This window comes from Bacteroidota bacterium (genome assembly GCA_016706255.1).
Taxonomy (GTDB): Bacteria; Bacteroidota; Bacteroidia; order Chitinophagales; family BACL12; genus UBA7236.
Genome location: JADJJZ010000029.1, coordinates 859,947 through 880,706, shown reverse-complemented (window position 1 = coordinate 880,706; position 20,760 = coordinate 859,947). Strand labels below are relative to the sequence as shown.

The 20,760-nt window shown below is 35.8% G+C and carries 15 protein-coding genes; 6 read left to right on the top strand and 9 right to left on the bottom strand.

The genetic code is table 11. The features are described from left to right. The first annotated feature begins 53 nt into the window (after positions 1-53). Positions 54-701 (top strand): Crp/Fnr family transcriptional regulator, encoded by a 648-nt coding sequence (locus tag IPI65_21770; protein MBK7444060.1) that lies wholly within the window; start codon positions 54-56, stop codon positions 699-701. A gap of 54 nt (positions 702-755) precedes the next feature. On the opposite strand, the gene IPI65_21765 is transcribed toward IPI65_21770, so the two are convergent. Then, positions 756-2,261: a hypothetical protein gene (locus tag IPI65_21765; protein ID MBK7444059.1), complete on the bottom strand. Its 1,506-nt coding sequence runs from the start codon at positions 2,259-2,261 to the stop codon at positions 756-758. Positions 2,262-2,363: 102 nt separating this feature from the next. On the opposite strand from IPI65_21765, the gene IPI65_21760 reads away from it, so the two are divergent. Continuing rightward, positions 2,364-3,590 (top strand): DEAD/DEAH box helicase, encoded by a 1,227-nt coding sequence (locus IPI65_21760; GenBank protein ID MBK7444058.1) that lies wholly within the window; start codon positions 2,364-2,366, stop codon positions 3,588-3,590. Between the two features lie 106 nt (positions 3,591-3,696). Here the strand turns inward: IPI65_21760 and IPI65_21755 are convergent, their stop codons facing one another. Both IPI65_21755 and IPI65_21750 read right to left on the bottom strand, forming a co-directional pair. Further along, complete coding sequence (locus IPI65_21755; GenBank protein MBK7444057.1) at positions 3,697-5,160, bottom strand: hypothetical protein; 1,464 nt, start codon at positions 5,158-5,160, stop codon at positions 3,697-3,699. Between the two features lie 128 nt (positions 5,161-5,288). Beyond that, the gene (locus IPI65_21750) at positions 5,289-5,651 is read right to left on the bottom strand and encodes an SET domain-containing protein (GenBank protein MBK7444056.1); all 363 of its coding nucleotides are present in this window, start codon (positions 5,649-5,651) and stop codon (positions 5,289-5,291) included. 185 nt (positions 5,652-5,836) lie between these two features. On the opposite strand from IPI65_21750, the gene IPI65_21745 reads away from it, so the two are divergent. Then, positions 5,837-6,691, top strand: a complete 855-nt coding sequence (locus IPI65_21745; GenBank protein ID MBK7444055.1) for a hypothetical protein — start codon at positions 5,837-5,839, stop codon at positions 6,689-6,691. A gap of 73 nt (positions 6,692-6,764) precedes the next feature. On the opposite strand, the gene IPI65_21740 is transcribed toward IPI65_21745, so the two are convergent. From IPI65_21740 to IPI65_21730, 3 genes are all read right to left on the bottom strand, one after another. Continuing rightward, positions 6,765-7,178 (bottom strand): hypothetical protein, encoded by a 414-nt coding sequence (locus IPI65_21740; GenBank protein ID MBK7444054.1) that lies wholly within the window; start codon positions 7,176-7,178, stop codon positions 6,765-6,767. Between the two features lie 168 nt (positions 7,179-7,346). Beyond that, a complete protein-coding gene (locus tag IPI65_21735; GenBank protein ID MBK7444053.1) occupies positions 7,347-9,050 on the bottom strand; it encodes a DUF4397 domain-containing protein in 1,704 nt (567 codons plus the stop codon). A gap of 274 nt (positions 9,051-9,324) precedes the next feature. Beyond that, positions 9,325-10,821: a hypothetical protein gene (locus tag IPI65_21730; GenBank protein ID MBK7444052.1), complete on the bottom strand. Its 1,497-nt coding sequence runs from the start codon at positions 10,819-10,821 to the stop codon at positions 9,325-9,327. 307 nt (positions 10,822-11,128) lie between these two features. Here IPI65_21730 and IPI65_21725 point away from each other — a divergent pair, with 307 nt between their 5' ends. Further along, a complete protein-coding gene (locus IPI65_21725; protein MBK7444051.1) occupies positions 11,129-13,300 on the top strand; it encodes a tail fiber domain-containing protein in 2,172 nt (723 codons plus the stop codon). 187 nt (positions 13,301-13,487) lie between these two features. Here the strand turns inward: IPI65_21725 and IPI65_21720 are convergent, their stop codons facing one another. Continuing rightward, positions 13,488-14,978, bottom strand: coding sequence for a hypothetical protein (locus IPI65_21720; GenBank protein MBK7444050.1), 1,491 nt, complete (start codon positions 14,976-14,978; stop codon positions 13,488-13,490). A gap of 379 nt (positions 14,979-15,357) precedes the next feature. Between IPI65_21720 and IPI65_21715 the strand changes: the two genes are divergently transcribed. Together IPI65_21715 and IPI65_21710 are read left to right on the top strand one after the other, a co-directional pair. Then, on the top strand, positions 15,358-17,961 hold the full coding sequence (locus tag IPI65_21715) for a tail fiber domain-containing protein (protein MBK7444049.1): 2,604 nt from the start codon (positions 15,358-15,360) through the stop codon (positions 17,959-17,961). Positions 17,962-17,967: 6 nt separating this feature from the next. After that, positions 17,968-19,230, top strand: a complete 1,263-nt coding sequence (locus tag IPI65_21710) for a T9SS type A sorting domain-containing protein (GenBank protein ID MBK7444048.1) — start codon at positions 17,968-17,970, stop codon at positions 19,228-19,230. Between the two features lie 26 nt (positions 19,231-19,256). Here the strand turns inward: IPI65_21710 and IPI65_21705 are convergent, their stop codons facing one another. Next, the gene (locus IPI65_21705; GenBank protein ID MBK7444047.1) at positions 19,257-19,964 is read right to left on the bottom strand and encodes a DNA alkylation repair protein; all 708 of its coding nucleotides are present in this window, start codon (positions 19,962-19,964) and stop codon (positions 19,257-19,259) included. A 140-nt stretch (positions 19,965-20,104) separates the two neighbouring features. Then, complete coding sequence (locus IPI65_21700; protein MBK7444046.1) at positions 20,105-20,608, bottom strand: hypothetical protein; 504 nt, start codon at positions 20,606-20,608, stop codon at positions 20,105-20,107. Positions 20,609-20,760: the final 152 nt, after the last annotated feature.

The following is a 20,760-nucleotide window of genomic DNA, read 5'->3' as shown; positions in this document are numbered from 1 at the left end:
CAATACTGTTGCGTGCTGACTTTTTCTTTCCATTTATTTTTAATTTTTTCGGTATGACAGGTCAAACATGTTTATCGCTGCGTGCACAGTTGCGACTGGGTTGGGGTGATATAAATTTAAGTGATGCAGAAATTGCTGCTTGTGTTTCAACCATACAATTTGAAGCAGGTTCGGGTTATATCCGACAACAACAGGATATCTTACAGCTTGGTATTATTCACACGGGCGCGTTTCGGTTGTATTATTTTGTAGGGAAAAAAGAGATGAATATTCGCTTTTTATTGGAAGGAGATGCCCTGTTAGATTACAACCAATTTTTATCTGCCGGCAACCACAATTTTCATTTTGAGGCACTTGAAAAAACGGAGATATTATTTATAAACCTAACAAAATTGTTTGCAGGAAAAGATCAGAGTTTCATCCAGTCCGGAATTAACAAATTAATTACCGAATACATTGTTAGAATCTCCACCGAACATATCGGGGCGAATTTATTTATGAGTTGTGAAGAGCGATACACCCGTTTCTTTAATGAAAACCCGGAAATATTTAACCGGGTGCCGCTGTATCATATCGCGTCTTATTTGGGTATGGAGAAAGAAAGTTTGAGCCGGATTAGAAGGACGATAATTGAGAAGAACAAACGGAAACTTCAGGAAAATACACCTTATAAAAGAAATATTTTATTCGTTGGGCCATAAAAAAATGCCATCCGGTTTATTAAGGATGGCATTTTATCAAAAAAAATAAATTAATTATTCATAAGTAATTTTATTTATAAAATATACTCTGCGTTTTTTATTACCAAACGATTCCTCTTTGTCTTTAATGGTTTGATAACCATGAGCAATAAAGTTGATATCATACCAGAATTCGATATTAGAATAAGATTGTTTCACCTTGGTGTTTTCTTCATCTACAATTAATTCTGCTTTTTTATCTTTTATTTTATCACCTTTCATATTGTAGGCAACAGAAAAAATGCTGTTACTGCTGCTGAATAATAAGTTGATTTCGTCATTTACTACTGATTCTGAAATAAATCGTTTTACCACAAATGGTTTGTAACTCGGATACATTTTAATAGCACGATCCCACATTTTTTTGCCCTCATTGTCGAACATTGCTACCGAAGCATGTGTATACTGGTAACCATCAAAAACGGTAACATAAGTAGTTGTTGTTTTTCCGTTTGACGTTGTTGTCCGGGCTTCCTGGCGATAAGTAGGGTAGTAGGCCTCGGCAATCATCAGATAGTTGTCGCCAATTTTTGTGATGGGATGTTCAGCCATGTAATAATTGTACGTTAACTCTTTGTTTTTACTATCGGCCTGTTGTTTTTTCTTTTCTATTTTTTCCTGTTTACGTTCAGGTAGGTAAGAAAAGAAATCTTCGAAATCGGTGAAATTGTAAAATTCCATAAAGTCGATATCCTTACCGCTGGTTTTACACATATACATGCCTTCTGATGTGGCTGCTGAGCGACTGGAATAGGTGCCGGTAAAAACAAATTCTTCTTCACTTAACTGACTAGCAGAAACGCTGGATAATTTTTTTTCTGTTTTGGAAGATAAATTAAATGTATTTTTTTCTTTACCGTCAACACCATAATGCATGACATATAAATTATGGTCTTTTTTATTCATGGCATTAATGTAAATCATCACTTCGCCGGTTGCTTCCATAATCTGAATATTTTCTATACTCAGGTATTTAGCTGCATATGGAGAAATTGCGATAGGAATAATGGTTGTTTTACCGCTTTCAATATTTATTTTTAAAATGGAAGGACCTTTTTTACTGCGAACTGACAGATAAGCAAAATCGCCTGAGGCAACCATTACACCAGGATAAGTTTTTTTAGGTAAAATGCCAATTGCTTTTTTAAACGCTAAATCATTGGCATTAAAACGATAAAATTGGAAATTTCCTTTTTTATCTTTAAAAAACTGATATAAATATTCTTTATCGGTATAAGTTTCTGTTAACACAAATCCTTTTGGTACTTCATATTCTTTTTTTGTATCTGCAACCAGATCGGTACTGTAATGTTCCAGTTTACGAACATTACCTTTTTCTTCTTTTGCATACAATAAAAGACCGTCTGCACCAAAGGGAAACATATTATAACTTTCATATTCTTCACCCTGTTCAAATTCGATTCGTTTTTCGGTAATGACCTGGGATTTTAGGTTTTCAGTTGTAAGTAATAACAAACTGAAGAGAGCACTTACATAGTAAGTGTGGATGTGTTTTTTCATTAATAGCTGTTGTTTAGATGTTCCACAAAGCTACAGGAAAAGGCACAATTGGTCAAATGTAAAGGATTTCACGTATTTTTACAGTATAATAGTATATAACAAATGGAGTTTTCAGCTTTTGGGTTTGAGCCGGAGTTAATGGATGGAATGATGTCGATGGGATTCAAAGCCCCTACACCTATTCAGGAACAAGCCATTCCAATCATTTTAAAAAATAAAGATATCATTGCCTGTGCACAAACAGGAACAGGTAAAACTGCGGCCTATTTGTTGCCGGTTATCAATAAAATTATATTGCGCGGACATGGGTCTATAAATACATTAATTATTGTTCCTACCCGCGAATTAGCCGTTCAAATTGATGAGGCAATAAGGGCATTTACTTATTTTACCAATTTAAGTTCAATTGCAGTTTACGGTGGAAATGATGGTGCGATGTACGAGCAGGAAAAACGTTCGTTCAGAGAAGGTGTAGATATTATTGTGGGTACACCCGGACGTTTATTGTCACATATTTCACAGGGATATTTAAAATTTGATACGTTGCAACATCTTATTTTAGATGAGGCAGACAGAATGTTAGATATGGGTTTTAGTGATGATATTACCCGTATTATTTCGAATTTACCGGAGCAGCGTCAATCACTATTATTTTCTGCAACCATGCCACATAAAATTCGGTCTATTGCGAAAAAAATATTAAAGGACCCTGACCAAATTAATATTGCTTTATCAAAACCGGCAGAGGGTGTTACACAAGGTGTTTATATTTTACACGATAATCAGAAAATGCCATTGTTGCGTACAATTTTAAATGGCAGAAGCGAAATAAAAAGTATACTCATATTTTCATCTACCAAAGAAAAAGTAAAACAATTGGAAATGGAACTCAAACGTTTGAAATATAACGTAGCTGCCATTCATTCCGATTTAGAGCAAATACAGCGTAAGGCGGTATTAAGAAGTTTCAGCAATCGTGAATTACAAATTCTAGTTGCAACCGATATTTTATCGCGTGGTATTGATATCGATAATATCGGGATGGTAATTAATTATGATGTTCCCGGTGATGCGGAAGATTATATACACCGTGTAGGTCGCACAGCACGTGCTGATACAAAAGGTGAAGCCATCACATTTGTTGGTTTAAATGATCAGCGTAAACTGATGAGTATTGAAGAGTTAATTGAAGGGGAAATAAATCGATTAGCAGTACCTGAAGATTTAGGACCTACACCTGCATATGAACCAAAAGTGCGCAGAGGAAATACCAATTTTAGACACGGTGGTAACAGGAATAATAATCGCAGAAATAATTCACGCAGGTAAGTTGTTTATGCCTTTAGAGATAATATTTGCCTGCTTCTAGATAGTTTATTCTTTAATATCAGGCCAGGAGCAAGGCTGTTTTGTAATTGGTTAATCAATCAATCAATCAATCGTAGGTAATTTTATTAATAAAAAACACGGTGCGTTTTTTACTGCCGGGATACTGGTTGTCGTCTCTAAATGTTTGATAGCCATAGGCAATAAAGTTAAAATCATACCAAAATGTTATTTTGTTAAAAGGGTCTTCAATATAGGAGTTTTCTTTATCCACCTTTAGTGGAGCTTTATCGGTTCTTAATTGATCGCCTTCAAGATTGTATGCTATTGAAAAAATATCATCTTTTCCGCTGAATAATAAGTTAATTTCATCGTTGACTATTTTTACAGAAATAAATTTTATAACCTCTAATGGATTATAGCTGGTTTCCATTTTAAATGTACGGTCCCATAATTTTTTACCCAAATTATCGAACATAGAAAGTAGCACATGGGTATATTTGAAACCACTAAAAGATAAGGTGGGGTCAACAGAATAAGTTGGATAATAGGCTTCTGCAATCTTTAAATAATTGTCGCCAACTTTTATAATACTATGGTCAGCCATAAAATACCAGTCAGCTGCGTTATTAACACCTGAAACCCCATTTTTTTTAGCTACTTTTTGTTCTTCCGGAGTTGGCAGATAGGAAAAGAAATTTTCTAGTTCTGAGAGTTTGTATCGTTCAATAAAGTCAATATCATAACCATTTGTTTTGCAAATATAAATTCCATCTGATGTTGCAACGTTAGTCATATAAGTTCCTGTAAAAATAAATTTATCTTCACTAAGCTGATTCGCAGAAATACCAGTTATTCTGAAACCTACAATGGCTGTTAAATTAATCGTGGAATTTATTTTTCCATTCAAACCAACATGCATCACATAAAAATTATTTTCATTTTTATTTATTGCAGTGTAATAAATTAAAAGATCCCCGGTTGACTCTATAACTTCTATTGAACTAACACTCAGATCTTCAGTTGTAAAGGCAGGTGCTGAAATGGGTATAATTTCTGAATTGCCACTTTCGTTATTTACTTTTAAAATAAGTGGTCCCTCTTTACTATTTAGTGTAATATAGGCAAAATCACCTGATGCAGCCATCGCAACCAATGTGCTCTTTTGAGGTAAACTACCGATTGCTTTATTGAAGGATAAATCGCTTGCATTAAATCGATATAGCACGAAATTTTCATTTAAATCTTCATATAGCTGATATAAATATTCTGTATTTGTGAAGATTTTTGTTAAAGCAAAACCCTTTGGTAGCTCAAATTCTTTTTGGAATGAAGGATTGAAATCCGTGTTATAATGTTCTAATTTGTAAATATTGTTTTTATTTTCCTTTTTATAAATAATAAGTCCAGCTGCACCAAATGGATATATCTTGGAATATAAATATTTACTATCATCAGTAACTTCAAATTCAATTCGTTTTTCAGTAATTACTTGTGCTATTAAGTTATCTGAAGTAATCAGCAACAAACTAAAAAGCGCAATTATAAAGTAAGTCAGGTTGTATTTTTTCATAAAAACATTAATTTACCTCTTACACAAATGTAATTGAAAAGTTTTAAATGCTTAAATTTTAAGAGTTAGATGCATGCGCAGCAAGGCATGAAATAACGAATAGTGTTTTCAGCATTTCTAAACCTAGCTTATTTATGTACATCAAGATAATGTTTCCGCTGCTTCCAGTATTTTTTTCCATAACTGCAATATATTTCTGAACCTGCTATAATTGTTTTATTTGCAATTAAACATACTTGATTATGTTCATCCATTCCAATAAAAGCATTTATTTTTAATCGGGTGCCGGCAACGTCATTTGCGTATTTGGCAAAACAATCGGTATGCATACAATCCAATGTGTTGCCATCGTGCAGGTTCATAAAATAATCATCTTTTCCCTCAGCTTTTCGTTTTTGAGCCTCTTTTAAATCGATAACTTCACCAACAAATTTTGCAATAATCTCCTCTTTATAAATAGTTATCGCGGTAAATAACCCACTGCCCGCCATGGGTATCCGTGAAGGCTGTATAAACAGATAATCGGCTTCAGGTGCCGAAATGGCATGTTCGGATTCTGGAGTTGCTGGTATGGAATTTGGTAACGGTGACATATGTTTTACCCTTCAAAATTACAATAATCAATAGGGAAACTTTGTCATATTATTATATTTGCTTTAAAATTATACATTCAACAATGAGAGCAACACAATTATTCACTTTAATTTTTGTCGTTACACTTACATCGGTTGGTTCTGTTTTCGCTCAGGCAACCGTTGGCGCTTATACGGCAGAGCAGCAGTCAATACTGGAAAGCACCGACAATACATTTACAGATGGCAGGTATTATAAAAATCTTTCAATATCGATGGCCAAAGGTGAAGGTGCAATGTTTTACATGCGTGCCATCGCCTTTGAACCAATGATTTATACTTTGGATAACAGTCAGGTTAACTGGGCAAACGGCACAAACATTTTGGGTGAAGACAGTGCCTATACCAGTGTGTTAACGATTATTGCAGATAAGGATACTACTTTCAATGTTATTTATTCGTCAACCGTATCCGGTGCAACGGGAGACTTTGTGTATGGCATGCGCAAATTATCGGAACAACAGATGGTTGTTCCTGATCCTGAAGATTTTTGTGGGCGATTAATTTATACCATTAACAATTGGCAATGTATGTGGTATTTAATGCCGGGCACAGAAAGTTTTGGCGGTAAATCGTTTGATAATTCGATCTCCTTGGGTGGTGATGCATGGCTGGATGCCTATTTTGTAGCTTCAGAGGATTTATTTTGGTCGGAAGTTAGCACAGAAGCTGAAACATATTATTTAACTAAAATTGAAGAAATAAAAAAATGTCTGGATATGACCTATTGGGAAACAGAGGATGATTATTTTATTTCCGATTACGACGGTGTTGAATATATTACCACTTACTTTAATGTGAAAGGCGGTACCGGACGTGAAACATTTATGCAATCGTTTGCGATATTACTTGAATTAGATGTATTGGGTGATTCTTATGTTAGTATAGAATTTTATTGATAACCTATATAAATGAAAAAGCTGCGCATTGTACTTTAACTGCGCAGCTTTTTTATTTGATTAATTTCCTAAATTAATTTTGTAATTCGATTGGCACTTCAATTAAAGTGCTATTGTCTTTTTTATCGATTGCATAATATAAAATTGTAGCCGGCGAGGTGATATTATAGGTGTCAATTACATAATCATCTAAATGATAACTTTTAATATTTCCGAAAATAACTACTTCAGAAGGCCATATTAAAACGGTATCAGGGCCCTTAACCAGTTTCACCCAAAAGTCCTGCAATTCGGAGTCATCCGTGACATCCGCGAGCAGAAAAATGGTGTCGTTTAAATTAAATACATCGTTCGGATCAGGCTCGTAGTAAGCGATTTCCGGTCCGGTTACATCAGGCGTGCCTTTGTTGTCTGAACCTTTATCACAGGCGCTTAACAGCATTAGGGCAGGTAGTATAACCGGAATAATGGTTATGTGGTTTTTCATCTTGTATGGTTGTTTATCGAACTAAAGTAAGCTATAATCATACATATTTCCTAACATTTTGCCTGATTTTGTGACATCAGTTCAAGCATAAGGCTGAATTTTAAAACACTGATTACGTACAAAAAAAAAGACCGGCAATTGCCGGTCTCACAAAAAATAACCAATCATTTATTCTTTAATCATTTTAATTGCCTGCACTGCATTTGCAGAGGTCAGGGTAACAGTATACATACCGGCAGCTAAACCTGCGATATCAACTGAAATTGTTTCACCATAAGTGCTGGTTACATTTAATGATTTCAAAATTTTACCGTTGATATCGGCAATTTGAACTGAACCATTAAACTCAACCGGAATATTTACATTTATAGTAGATTTTGCAGGATTAGGATATACAGCACTACCAATGGTATTTTCTACACCTTCACGCATCACATAAATAGGGAATGCACCGGTTGTTCCATCAGCTAATGTGTAATATAAACCAAATGGAAGGCTGCCTTCAGGATTTAATTCAGGAGCTAAAAATCCACTTGCAAATACAACTGCACTTTGACCTGCAACTGCTTCTAAGGCAGCTTCATAAGATGCAACAATTGTTTCAGGTGCATCACCCAAAGCCACATCTAAAATATATACGGTGTTAGCAGGAACAACCTGATAAGCACTTACATCGCCGTAAGAAACATTATCTAATAATGTAGCAACATCACGAGCAATAATATCTACTGTAGGTGCATCGGTGCAACCATGTACTCCGAAAAATTCTAAACCATTAGCTCTGTCAGAAATAAATTCTGTATTTTCTTTTACTAATAAATTAAATGCAATAGAAGCACCATCAGGATTTGGATTAAATAAATCAGGATTTAATACACCTGTTGCCATTGCAATATAACCGTAACCTGCTTTAAAAGTTGCAGAAATTGTTGCAATTGCATCATCAACCGATTCACTTGTTGGAGGTGCAACAGCAATACTAACCGGAACATTACCAGGAACATCAATATAAGGTGTAGCAGTGCGGAAAGCGAAATTGTCAATTGCTAAAGCACCATCTACATAAATATCTACAAATGCGGCAGCAGGATCGGCAGCATTGTGAATTACCTGTAATTTAGCAGTTGTAATAAAAGGTAATTGTTTTACGGTACCGTCAGGTAATGCATAAAATAATTTGAAATCTTTTCCGCCCGGATTTAAAGCAACATCAAAAAATCCACTTGCAAAAATTACTGCAGAAGCTCCACCTGCTGCATCTAAAAATGCACGAGCACTTGCTACGATTAATGAAGGTACATCACCCGGAGTAACATCAATAATGTATTTATCGGCAGGCACACTTACATAATCAGTAAATGTTGTGTATGCTGCATTATCAACTACCGTTGCAACATCACGCGCAATAGCATCAACTGTTGGAGCATCGGTTGCACCATGGAAAAATACAAAATCAAGATTGTTTGGGTCTAATGATGATTCACGCATTTCGTTGCGTACAAATAAATTAAATGCAGTGCTTACACCATCAGGGTTAGCAGCAAATGCACCGGGATCTAAAACACCATTTGCAACAACTACATATTTGTCGCCTTCAGTTAAGGTATAAGTAAAATTTGCAATTGCATCATCTACTGTTACACTTGTTGAAGGTGCAATACTAATGGTGATTGGTGTTCCGGCAGGAGCATCAATATAAGGTGTTGCGGTGCGGAATTTAAAATCATTTAATAATAAAGCACCATCCAAATAAACATCCACAAATTTTGCAGCAGGATCGGCTGAATTGTGAATTACCTGCACACGTGCAGTTTGTGAAAAGCCCACTAATGAAGTGATAGCTAAACACGAAGTAAGGAGTAAATTTTTCATAACTTATTTAGTTTGTTTAATGGATGTAAAACCAAATGCATTTAGCATTGTTCGAAAAAATACTCCTGTTAAATTTTTCTATCTCGTGAACAATTTTGAAACTAAAGCAGGCAAAGGGGTTCTGGCGTTTTGCAGCAAGATGTAATTTGTTAAAAATTTAACATATTTATCTCAAAAGTGATACATCTATTAAATGCATATTTAGCATTTTCTCTTGTGTATGCATGAATTTCAGGTGGCTTTTAAAAACGATATACAGATTAAAATCCGCATATTATTCTATTTCAAATTTCAGCCAGGTAATATAGTCGAAATAACTTCTGAAAAATGCTTCTTCAGCCTGCTCGGTTGTAGCTAGTTGCAGTTTGTTTAACAAATTGAGCATAATGGTTTTAGTTTCACCAGCATCGCGGCTATTTAACGTGCGTCGCAAAAAATTAAGGATGGTGGCTTCGGTTTTATAGGTATGCCGGTAGTTGGACATAAACCGGTAGGTATTGCGAAACAGCGATGGCAGTAACAGCGTATGTTTAAGTTTGTAGTGAATTATGATATTCATTAAGCGAACGTGAATATGAAACGAGGGCTGACTATGCGTGTAATTTGAATTCAGCATAAAGTTTACTTTATTTAATGCATTATCAAATTGTTTGGTATTAATATAATAGGCGAGGAGACGGATATGAAAGTCGAAGGTAATATTGGGAATGGTATTATTTGTTTCAAAAAACGTTTCACCCGTATTAATATATTTATTTATTTCGTCGAATTGTCTGGTATCACTATGCAGGTGAATTTTCAAAACATAGGTTACTGATTCATTTACGATATTGGCAGATGGCGATTGGAATTTTAAATTTTCCATTTTATCTATTAATTGCCCGAGCTCCCGGTATTGTTTATTTTCAAATAACATGGAACCCAAATTGAGCATTGCCCCAACATAACTGGTTTCGCGGTTTAGAGCAATAAGATTGATAGATTCCATTAACTGAATTGTAACCAACTGATAGCGGACAGCTTCTTCTAAACGGAGTGTGAGCCTGCAGATATTTGCCATGCCGGCATATAATAAATTCTTCTCCCCAAAATCAAATTCATGTTGCTGTGCAATAGTGATGAGCTGTTGCAGCAAAATGTTTGCTTCAGTTTTTACCTGTTCATCGTATAAGGGAAAATGATTATTCAGCCATTGGATAGATTTTGCATATCCTTCAATAATATGTTGTCTTCCGGTTATAAATTCTGCAGCAGAAATAATAGATGCATTATTTTGGTTTCTTACTAAAGGCTTTTTATTTTCTTCAAGAAACTGAATGGCATTTTTCTGATAATGTAAAAATAATAACTCATAAGTTGGTGTAAACGTTTCCTTACATCTTGCCAGCCCCTTTTCGATTAAATGGTATGCTTCTTTATAAAGCCCCTTGGTTTGTAAAATTTCGATGGTATCGAGTTGTTCACGAAAATCGAAATGCATATTTTTTTTACTGTTGTAATTGCGTAAACTTTTCAAAATTTGCTGATATAAATAGGCCCTTGTGCTTTGTAAATTTTTGCACTTGTTTTTCATGGCTTTTAAAATAATTTCATCGTGAGGTGATTCCATTTCTTCAAGCAGATCGAATAAATAATCGTACACTTTAGTCTCTTTCACGCGGTAACCGGACTGGAATTTCCGGAAATAGCCCTTTTCGGTGGGGCTCATGGAATGAATAAGTTGATGAAGGGTTTTCCAGCTATCAGCCATAAACTCGAAATATAGACTCAAATTTAGTAAAAAGTCTATAAATAAAGGGTTTAAACAAAAGATATATCTATTCAAAATAGATAAAAATGCCTTTTTTTGTATTGTATAGGCTATTTTATCACTACATCTTTGCCCTTGTAAATCGATCACTTCGCAAAAGGAATCAGGTTACAAAGTCAGCATACATAGGGAGCGGTTGTTTGTTATAGCGACAAATTACATCTGCCCCAAAAAAGAAATTCATTCTTTCAAAGCGAAGTGATCAGATTGAATACGAACCTCTGCTCCGGTGGAGGTTCATTTTTAAAAATTATCAAAAGCTTTGAATATGCGATTACAGCACTACACACTTGTAATTTTTTGTTTATTAATGAGTAATTTATTGTTTGCACAAAACATTGCTATCAACACGACGGGCACGGTAGCAGATGCGAGTGCGATGTTGGATGTTACATCAACTACAAAAGGCGTATTAATTCCGCGTATGACAACTGCGCAGCGGACAGCAATTGTATCGCCGGCAACAGGTTTATTAGTGTATGATAATACCCAGAGTTCGTTTTTTTATTACGATGGCAGTGCTTGGAAACCATTAATCAATAATAGCACAGGATGGAGTACAACAGGCAATGCAGGGACAACACCGGGCACGCATTTTTTAGGCACTACAGATGATAAGGCTTTAATTTTTAAAACAAATAATACGCAGTCGGGTTTGATTTCAACAGGGGAGAACCTTTTTTTGGGTTATAATGCCGGAAGAAATGATTTGAGTATAAATAATGTTGGCATCGGTAGTAATGCCTTGTATTTAAACACAACCGGAAATTACAATACTGCCCTTGGTTTTCAGGCATTACTTTCGAATGTTGCAGGCAATGAAAATACAGGTATAGGATATAAATGCTTGTATTTTAATACAGGCAGTTCAAATACCGCAATAGGGTATAACAGTTTATTCGACAATACAACAGGGGATTTTAATACAGCAATTGGAGCAGCATCATTAGAGAATACTACAACGGGTTTTATGAATACTGGAATCGGATATAAAACATTAAATGCTTTAACAACAGCATCCGGTAATGTTGCCATTGGATTTCAGGCAGGGAAATCGCTGACAACCGGAAGCAGTAATGTGGCAATAGGTAATACCGCATTACAAACTGCAACAACATCAGTTGGTTCGGTGGCAATAGGAACTGGTGCATTGACATTGGCTACTGCGGGTTATAATACGGCTATTGGAACAGGTACATTGGAGGCAACTACAACCGGGATTAATAATGTTGCTATCGGATATAGTGTGTTGAATAATAATATTACGGGGTCGTCAAATGTGGGTATTGGATTTAATGTGTTATTAAATGGTACGAATTGTTCAAGTAATACTGCCATTGGTAACAATGCAGCAACTGATTTGTCTGCTTCGAGTTTTAATATCGCATTGGGAGATCAGGCTTTGTATTCAGCAGATGGCAGTAACTATAATATTGCTATTGGCAAGGATGCCATGTTTTATTCTTTTAATGGAGATTCAAATATTGGAATAGGCACACGAGCTTTATATTCAAATAATGCCGATTTTAATGTTGCAATTGGTTATTATGCATTGGAATCAAATACAACAGGCGACAAAAATGTAGGAATAGGTTATAATTCGCTCACAGATAACACTACCGGCTATCAGAATATCGCACTTGGATATGCGGCTTATGAAAATGGTACAACCGGTTATTCAAACATTGCAATTGGTTCAAATACTTTAGCAGCTATTACTACTTCGTGGCACAATACAGCTGTTGGTGCCGATGCGGCGAAACTTACAACCGGTTATTCTAATACAGCAATCGGTAGTGCTTCATTATCAGCGAATACAACTGGAAGTCTGATTGTAGCTGTTGGTTCTTCAGCGGGTAGTGTAGGTATCAGCAATAGTTATAGCACATTTTTAGGAGCAAGTTCGGGAATCTCCGGTGTTGGGCCATATACTTATAGCACTGCAATTGGCTATTCTGCAGTTGTAGATGCATCGAACCAGGTGCGTGTTGGTACTGCATCCACAACCAGTATTGGTGGTTATGTAAACTGGACAAATATTTCTGATGGTAGATTTAAAACAAATGTGCAGGAAAATGTACCCGGGTTAGATTTTATTATGGCATTGAGACCGGTTACTTACAATTTAGATGTAGCAGCAATAAATGTTTTTCATCATATTCCTGATTCGTTAACTGATAAAAATGGTGTTGCACAAAAAACAAATCAAATTCAAACCGGATTTATTGCTCAAGAAGTAGAAATTGCAGCTCAAAAATTAAATTATGATTTTAGTGGGGTAGATGTACCTCAAAACGATGAAAGCACTTATGGCCTTCGATACGCCGAATTTGTTGTGCCGCTTGTAAAAGCAGTACAAGAACAACAAGCACAAATTGAAATGTTACAAAAATTGGTTGCGGAACAAAACGAATTGATTAAAAAAATCATGCAGGAATAATAATGCTGCATTCCCCAAATAAATGGTTTATCCCATTATAGTTCTTTGATACTGTTGTAAATAAATCAGCTCCCCGCCGGCGGGCAACCTGCACACAACCTACCAAAAAAATCAGTTGAAATCAAGCTAAATCCGCGGACCGTTTGTCGGGTTCAGCGTTCCCATAAAAAAATCCGCAAAAATCCGCTTAATCCGTGGCATCAGCGTTCCTTTTTAATCTCAACCACCCAATATAATCGAAATACGACCTGAAAAACCCGCGTTCCTCCAATTGTTCGGCATTGGTTTCTAATAAACCCAGCAAGTTGTTCAGCACTTTTTGTGTATCCTGTTTATCGCGACTATTCAACGTGCGGCGTAAAAAATTTAATATCGTGGATTCGGTTTTATAGGTATGACGATAGCGATTCATAAACCGATAAGTGCTTCGATATAAAGAAGGCAGCAATACATTATTTTTTAATTCATAATGAATAATTAATTGCATAAGTCGAACGTGAATATGGAAACTGGGTTGACTATGTGTGTAGGAATGATTCAACATAAAATTCACCTGATCAACAGCGTTATTGAGTTGATTGGTATTTATATAATATCCTAACAAACGAATTTGGAAATCGAAATTGAGATTGGGCACTGTATTATTTTGCTCAAAAAAAGAAATTGCATCTTGCACATATTGGGTTATTTCTGCATATTGATTTAATCCGGTATGTAAGTGGATGCGTAAAACATAAACAACAGTATGATTAATTAGTGCAGCCGATTTATTCTGGAATTGTAATTGTTCCATTTTATGAATCAGCTGCTCCAGTTCTTTGAAATGATTGTGTTCGAAATACATAGAACCCAGGTTGAACAAGGCGGCACTATAACTGCTTTCCCTGTTCATTTTCACGAGGTCGAGGGTTTCGATTAAGGTTATGGTTTTTTGCTGATAATAAATGGCATTTGTCAGTTTATTAGTGAGTCGGCAAATATTGGCCATGGCTGCGTATAATAAATTAAGTTCACTGTACCCGTAGTCATCGTTAATAACTATGTTGGATAAATTAAGTAATAACGTTTCAGCTTCTTCCCGCACTGTATCATCATACAAAGGATAATTCGTGTTAAGCCAGTCGACAGATTTATTGTAACCATCTAAAATTTGTTGGCGGTGTAAAATGAAAGAAGCTGATTGAATAATTTTTTCACTGATCATTTTCCGCAAGGCAGGTTTATTTGTTTCCTTTTGATGCTGAATATTTTGTTTGAGTTGGTGAATAAATAATAATTGATAAGCATAGGAATCGGTATTGTCACATTTATCGATACCATAATGAATAAATTTATCAGCCTGTGCATGTAAACCTCTGTTTTGTAAAACTTCAACATTATTTAAAGCCTCCCGCAATTCGAAAGTGAGATGTTTTTTACTGTCATAACTACTCAAACTTTTTAGCATTTGATTATACAAATGATTGCGAACCGTATGCAGGTTTTTACATTTAGTCCGCAAGCGCGCCACGATAATAGCTTCATCTAATACGGTTTGTTTATCGAGCAGGTCGAACAAGTATTCATATACTTTATCCTCCCCATCGCTGTAACCACCGACAAATTTTTTGAAGTACCCCTTCTCGGAGGGGCTCATAGTATGTATGAGTTCGTGCAGTTCCTGCCATTTTCCATTCATAAGCCGAAATGTAAAATATTTGTTATCTAAAGGATTGAAAAACAATATAATATGATTTATTCATACCCTTCCGAAAGGGTAAATTTAAACAAATTATGGCATTGTGGGAACCCTATTTACGCTGTTTCTTTGGTTTCACATTCACTTTCGCAAATTGAATAGAACAATGAACTTAGAAGAAACAGTAAACCAGGTAACCCCAATACCATTACTTAGGAAGAAGCTCTGCATCCTCATGCTATGTGCACCAACTCATTCATTCTATCCAATGCGAAGTGAATTAGATTGAATTATCAACCTCTGTTTCGGCAGGGGTTGATTTTATTTCAATTGCGCAACAGTTCGCTGTTGTTATTAATAAACACGTAAACTGATAGTTATGAAAATCCGTTTCATTTTTTTACTCCCGGTATTTCTTTGTTCAACTGTATTTGTTCGGGCACAAAACATTTCCATCAATACAACCGGTGCGGTTGCAGATGCTTCAGCAATGCTGGATATTACATCTACAACCAAAGGAATTTTGGTACCGCGTATGACAACAGTTCAACGCAATGCCATCGCTTCACCCGCAACCGGATTATTGGTGTATGACACTACTTTAAATTTATTTTATATGTACGACGGCACTGCCTGGAGAGCAATATTAAATAGTATAACCGGATGGACCTTATTTGGAAATAATGGTACTAGTCCGGCTATACATTTTTTAGGCACAGTCGATAATCAACCGATTATGTTGCGAACAAATAATACGCATGCTGGAATGATTAGTTATGGAGGTGCTGTATTTATTGGTACAGGTGCTGGCGAAGTAAATGGGAATACAACCAATAGCGGTTTTGGAACTTATACCTTAAATTCAAACACATCAGGTGGTTATAATAGCGCAGTAGGTTATGGCGGATTATTCAGCAACACAACAGGTTCAGATAATAATGCTTTTGGCGCATTTGTTTTACAATTAAATACAACAGGATATAGTAATACGGCAATGGGAACCAATGCACTTTCATCAAATACCACAGGATATGAAAATCAGGCATTTGGATATAATAGTTTACCCGCAAATACAACCGGGTTATATAATGTCGCTGTTGGGAAAGAATCTTTGTATGGCAACACAACAGGTATTTCAAACGTGGCAATTGGAGTAAATACATTACATCAAAATATTATAGGAGGATTTAATGTTGCTGTAGGTGGTTCTGCATTATATAATTCTACTGCAAGTAATACCGTTGCAATTGGATTTAATAGTATGTTCAACAATACAACCGGTGCAAATAATACTGCAATTGGTTATTACACCTTGAGGGCAAATACAACCGGACCGGATAATACTGCAGTTGGTTATTATGCATTAAATGCCAATACAACAGGATTTTATAATGCTGCTTTTGGTAGTAATGCATTAAAAGATGCAACAACCGGATATAGTAATACTGCTATTGGAAGTTTAACTATGGAAAATATTACAACCGGTTTTGAAAATACAGGCTTAGGTCGCGATGTTTTAAAAACAGGAACTACTGCAAGTTATAATACGGCGGTAGGGTATCAGTCCATGTATTCTGCAACAACTGCAGGTGCAAATACTGCAATTGGCAGAAATGCATTATACTCGGCAACTACAGCAACAAATAATGTGGCAATAGGTAGTGCAGCTTTATATACTACCACCTCAAGTAATTTAACTGCTGTTGGATTTAACGCCATGTTTTTTACAACTACTGCCACTAATAATACTGCCATTGGATATTATGCACTGCGCTTAAATACTACCGGAGGAGATAATACCGCTTTAGGTTATTATGCTTTAGAAGCACTTACAACCGGAATAAGAAATACTGCGCTTGGTTCGGGTGCATTAAAAACCGGAACAACAGGTACCGATAATGTTGCTGTTGGGTATAATACCTTGGATGCACTAACAGCCGGTACGCATAATATTGGTGTTGGAAATAATGCATTAGGTGCATTAACCACCGGATTTCAAAATGTGGCAATAGGTTATAATAGTATGGCTGCTGCAACAACAATAAATTATAATGTAGCTGTCGGTGCTTATTCGTTGGAAGATAATACAACCGGTACAGGAAATGTCGCAATTGGTTCTTTTGCATTAAATGTAGTAACTACAGGTGGAAACAATATCGCAGTGGGAAGTTATGTTTTGGATGCAAATACTTCAAGTAGTAATGTGGGTATCGGACATATGGCGTTGACCGCGAATACAACGGCATCAAATGGTGTAGCCGTAGGGTTTACTGCGTTAAATGCCAATACTACAGGTGCAAACAATGTGGCAGTTGGTTCAACGGCATTAGAATTAAATACCTCCGGTGCAAATAATGTTGCTGTTGGTTTTGGAGCTGGTAGTTTTAATGATTTAAATGCATCTTGTACATTTATTGGTTACGATGCCGATCAAAGTGTAGCAACCGATTTTACAAATGGTACTGCAATAGGAAATGGAGCAAGATTAACAGCTTCAAATTCCGCACGAATTGGTGATGCAAGTGTTACCAGTATTGGTGGTTATGCCGACTGGACAAATATTTCGGATGGTAGATTTAAAACGGATATTACTGAAAATGTACCGGGATTGGAATTTATTATGGCATTGCGGCCGGTTGTTTATCACCTTGATATCAAGGCAATTAATGCATATTTAAATATTCCTGATTCAGTAATTGATAAAAATGCTGTGGCGCAAAAATCGGGTGCATTACAATCCGGATTTATTGCCCAGGAAGTAGAAGCTGTTGCACAAAAATTGAACTATGAATTTAGTGGTGTTGATGCACCGGATAATGAAACAGATGTTTATGGTTTACGGTATGCGCAGTTTGTAGTGCCGATGATTCAGGCAATGCAGGAACAACAACAGGAAATTGAATCCCTAAAAACATTATTAATTCAACAACAAGAACTTATTAATGCACTTTCAGAAAAAATGGAAATGCTAAATTTAAAATAATAATTTATGCCTATTAATTTTCGATTTTATTTTATCTCTTTTTTATTGATGATATCGCAAAATCATCTGCTTGCCCAGGCCCGGATTATAATTAATAATAATGCAATTATGACCATGGATAATGGCGTTTATCTTGTAGTGGATAATGGTAACACAAATGCAATAACTACCGCAGGCACAGGAGGAAATATTATTTCGGAAGAAGAAAATAACAAAATTAAATGGCATATCGGAACTAACACAGGAACTTATACGGTGCCTTTTACTTCCTTAATTGGTGTAAAAATACCACTTGATATGGTAGTAACAACAGCGGGAACAGGAGCGGGGTTTGTTGAATTTTCAACTTATGCAGGAGCAACATGGGATAATGAAACGTATATGCCGTCAACAGTAACCAATATGACAAATGGTGGTGTAACTAATAATTCTGCTGAAGTGATTGACCGGTTTTGGATAATGTCAACAAACGGATACACTACACGACCTGCGGGGTCATTTAATTTCACCTATCGCGATGCAGAACATACGGCAGTTGGAAATTCAATAACAGAAGCACAATTAAAAGCAGAACGTTATGCAGCACCAACAAATAGTTGGGATTTTTATGCTCCTGTTGGTGTTGATGATGCGGTAAATAATAAAGTAAATGGTGCAACTTTTACTGCAGCAAATTTTTATCCGGTATGGACATTAATTGATCAGGCTGCACATCCGTTACCAATTGTTTTAACTGATTTTTCAGCGACATGTTCCGACAAGGGTACTATATTACACTGGTCAACCAGTAATGAACAAAATAGTAAATCATTTATTATATATGAAAGTGTTAATGGCGTAAATTTTTCACTCGTAGCTCAGGTTGATGCTGCAGGAAATAGCACCGAACAAATTGATTATTCATTATTAATTCCTTCGGGGGGAGAAAAGTATTATCGTTTGCAATTAATAAATGCAGATGCAAGTGCAAATGACTTCGGATTAGTGTATGCTAACTGTGAAACACCTTCGCAGCCTGCATTTTATGCTTATGCCTCAGCGGCTTACACATTACAAGTTGTTGCTACAAATTTGCCGGATGGCGCATATCAGCTTCAACTTTTTAATTTGACAGGGGCATTGTGTAATCAGCAAGAAGTAAATATTGAGCAGGGTAATTTTATTGCAACGATGCAGGATAATAAACTGGCTTCTGGAATATATATTGTTCGATTAACTAATAATTCCTCAGTTCAATTTCAGCAAAAAGTTTATTTGCGGGATTTTTAAGATGTTAAATAAGAATTATAATCAGTTTAACACCGAGCCATTTTTTTCTTTTTTCCTAAATTGCCTTTGTCAATCACTTTTTTGATATAATCAGTTGCTGCAGGTAATTTGCAGGCTGTTCCCTGCATATCTACCGTTACATCACTTATTTTTGCTGCAATTGAAAGCGCTTTTTTGTTGAGGTCTTTGATATAACTGCCAACTGCAATCACAAACGAATTCATCGCATACCGAACACGGTTAGGTGATTTGTGAATGGTTTTTTCTACTTGATCCAGCAGATGGCTGTATTGTTCAATATTTAATTGTTCATCGGCTTTTACGGAAGCAAAATTTGACAAAGTAGACCAGCCTGCGGTAGCAATTAATGGATCATCGGATTTAATCCATTTCATACCAAGGTCAAAACCAAAATTTGTTTCAGCAGCAACCCAGGGCACTGCAAACTCGTTTAAGTACGACCAGTTGGCTTTTTTCACCCATTCATTTAAATCGGCTTCAGTGATTTTCGTTTCATCAGCCATCAGCACTGCAAGATACATAGCATCTGAGTTTCCGGTTTTATATAACTCCAGTGAAAGTGCGTGATTCTTTTTTGTCTTTTTCAATATCGTTTTCAACTCAGCGATTTTGACACCAAATAATGGTTCGGTTGCGCCGTGGCGTAAAAATGTTTTTTTAGTTTGAGCATCACCCATTTTTTCGAGTTGTTTCATGATTTCAGAAGCCGTCATAATCTGATGATTTATGTTGGCTAAATTAGGAAAAAAATGGGAATCAAAAAGCCTAAATTCTGCTTAAAGTAATGTTAAAACTAGAAATAGAAAATATAAAAGGGAGGCACCTTTAAACAAAACAGCGCCTCCCGTACTTATTATTTACGCTTTGAAATGACGCTGATGCTTGTATTAATTAAATCGTTCCACTTGGTGATGAGTTGTAGTTCACCGGCCAGGGTTAGACTGTCTTTAGTTGCGTCATAAAACGATAATATTATTTCTTCGCTGTTTTTATCTAGCATACTTAAGCCGAGTTCCAGTTTATCGGTAACGATAATGTTACTTTCGTTGCTACGGATGGTTCTGCTAGCGTTAATAATTCTCGATTTTTGAACATCAGCAAGGTTTATCATTAAAACGGCATTGTGTAATCTGGCATCCTGAACAAAATATAATTTATTATTGGATTGATCGATACCAATACTTGAATTAGCCCAGTAGTCATGTTGACTTATTGTTCCCTGCTGACTGGCAGCAAGATCAAAAATGGCTTTAACCAATCGTTTTTCTCGTTTTCTTTTATATATGCCTAACATTACGATAGGGACTATGATGAATGATGAAATAATAATTCCGAATATAGCAGCTCCGCTGTCCATTGTAGTAAATTTTGAATTTTATGAATAAAGGAAATAGAATGAACCCCACTTGCTTTGAGGAATTATATCCACAAAAAAATGGAAATCGTATTTCAGCAGAATTTATTGAGTCTGTTGAAAGTTGGCAGTGTGTGCCAATAAATAATAGGGCT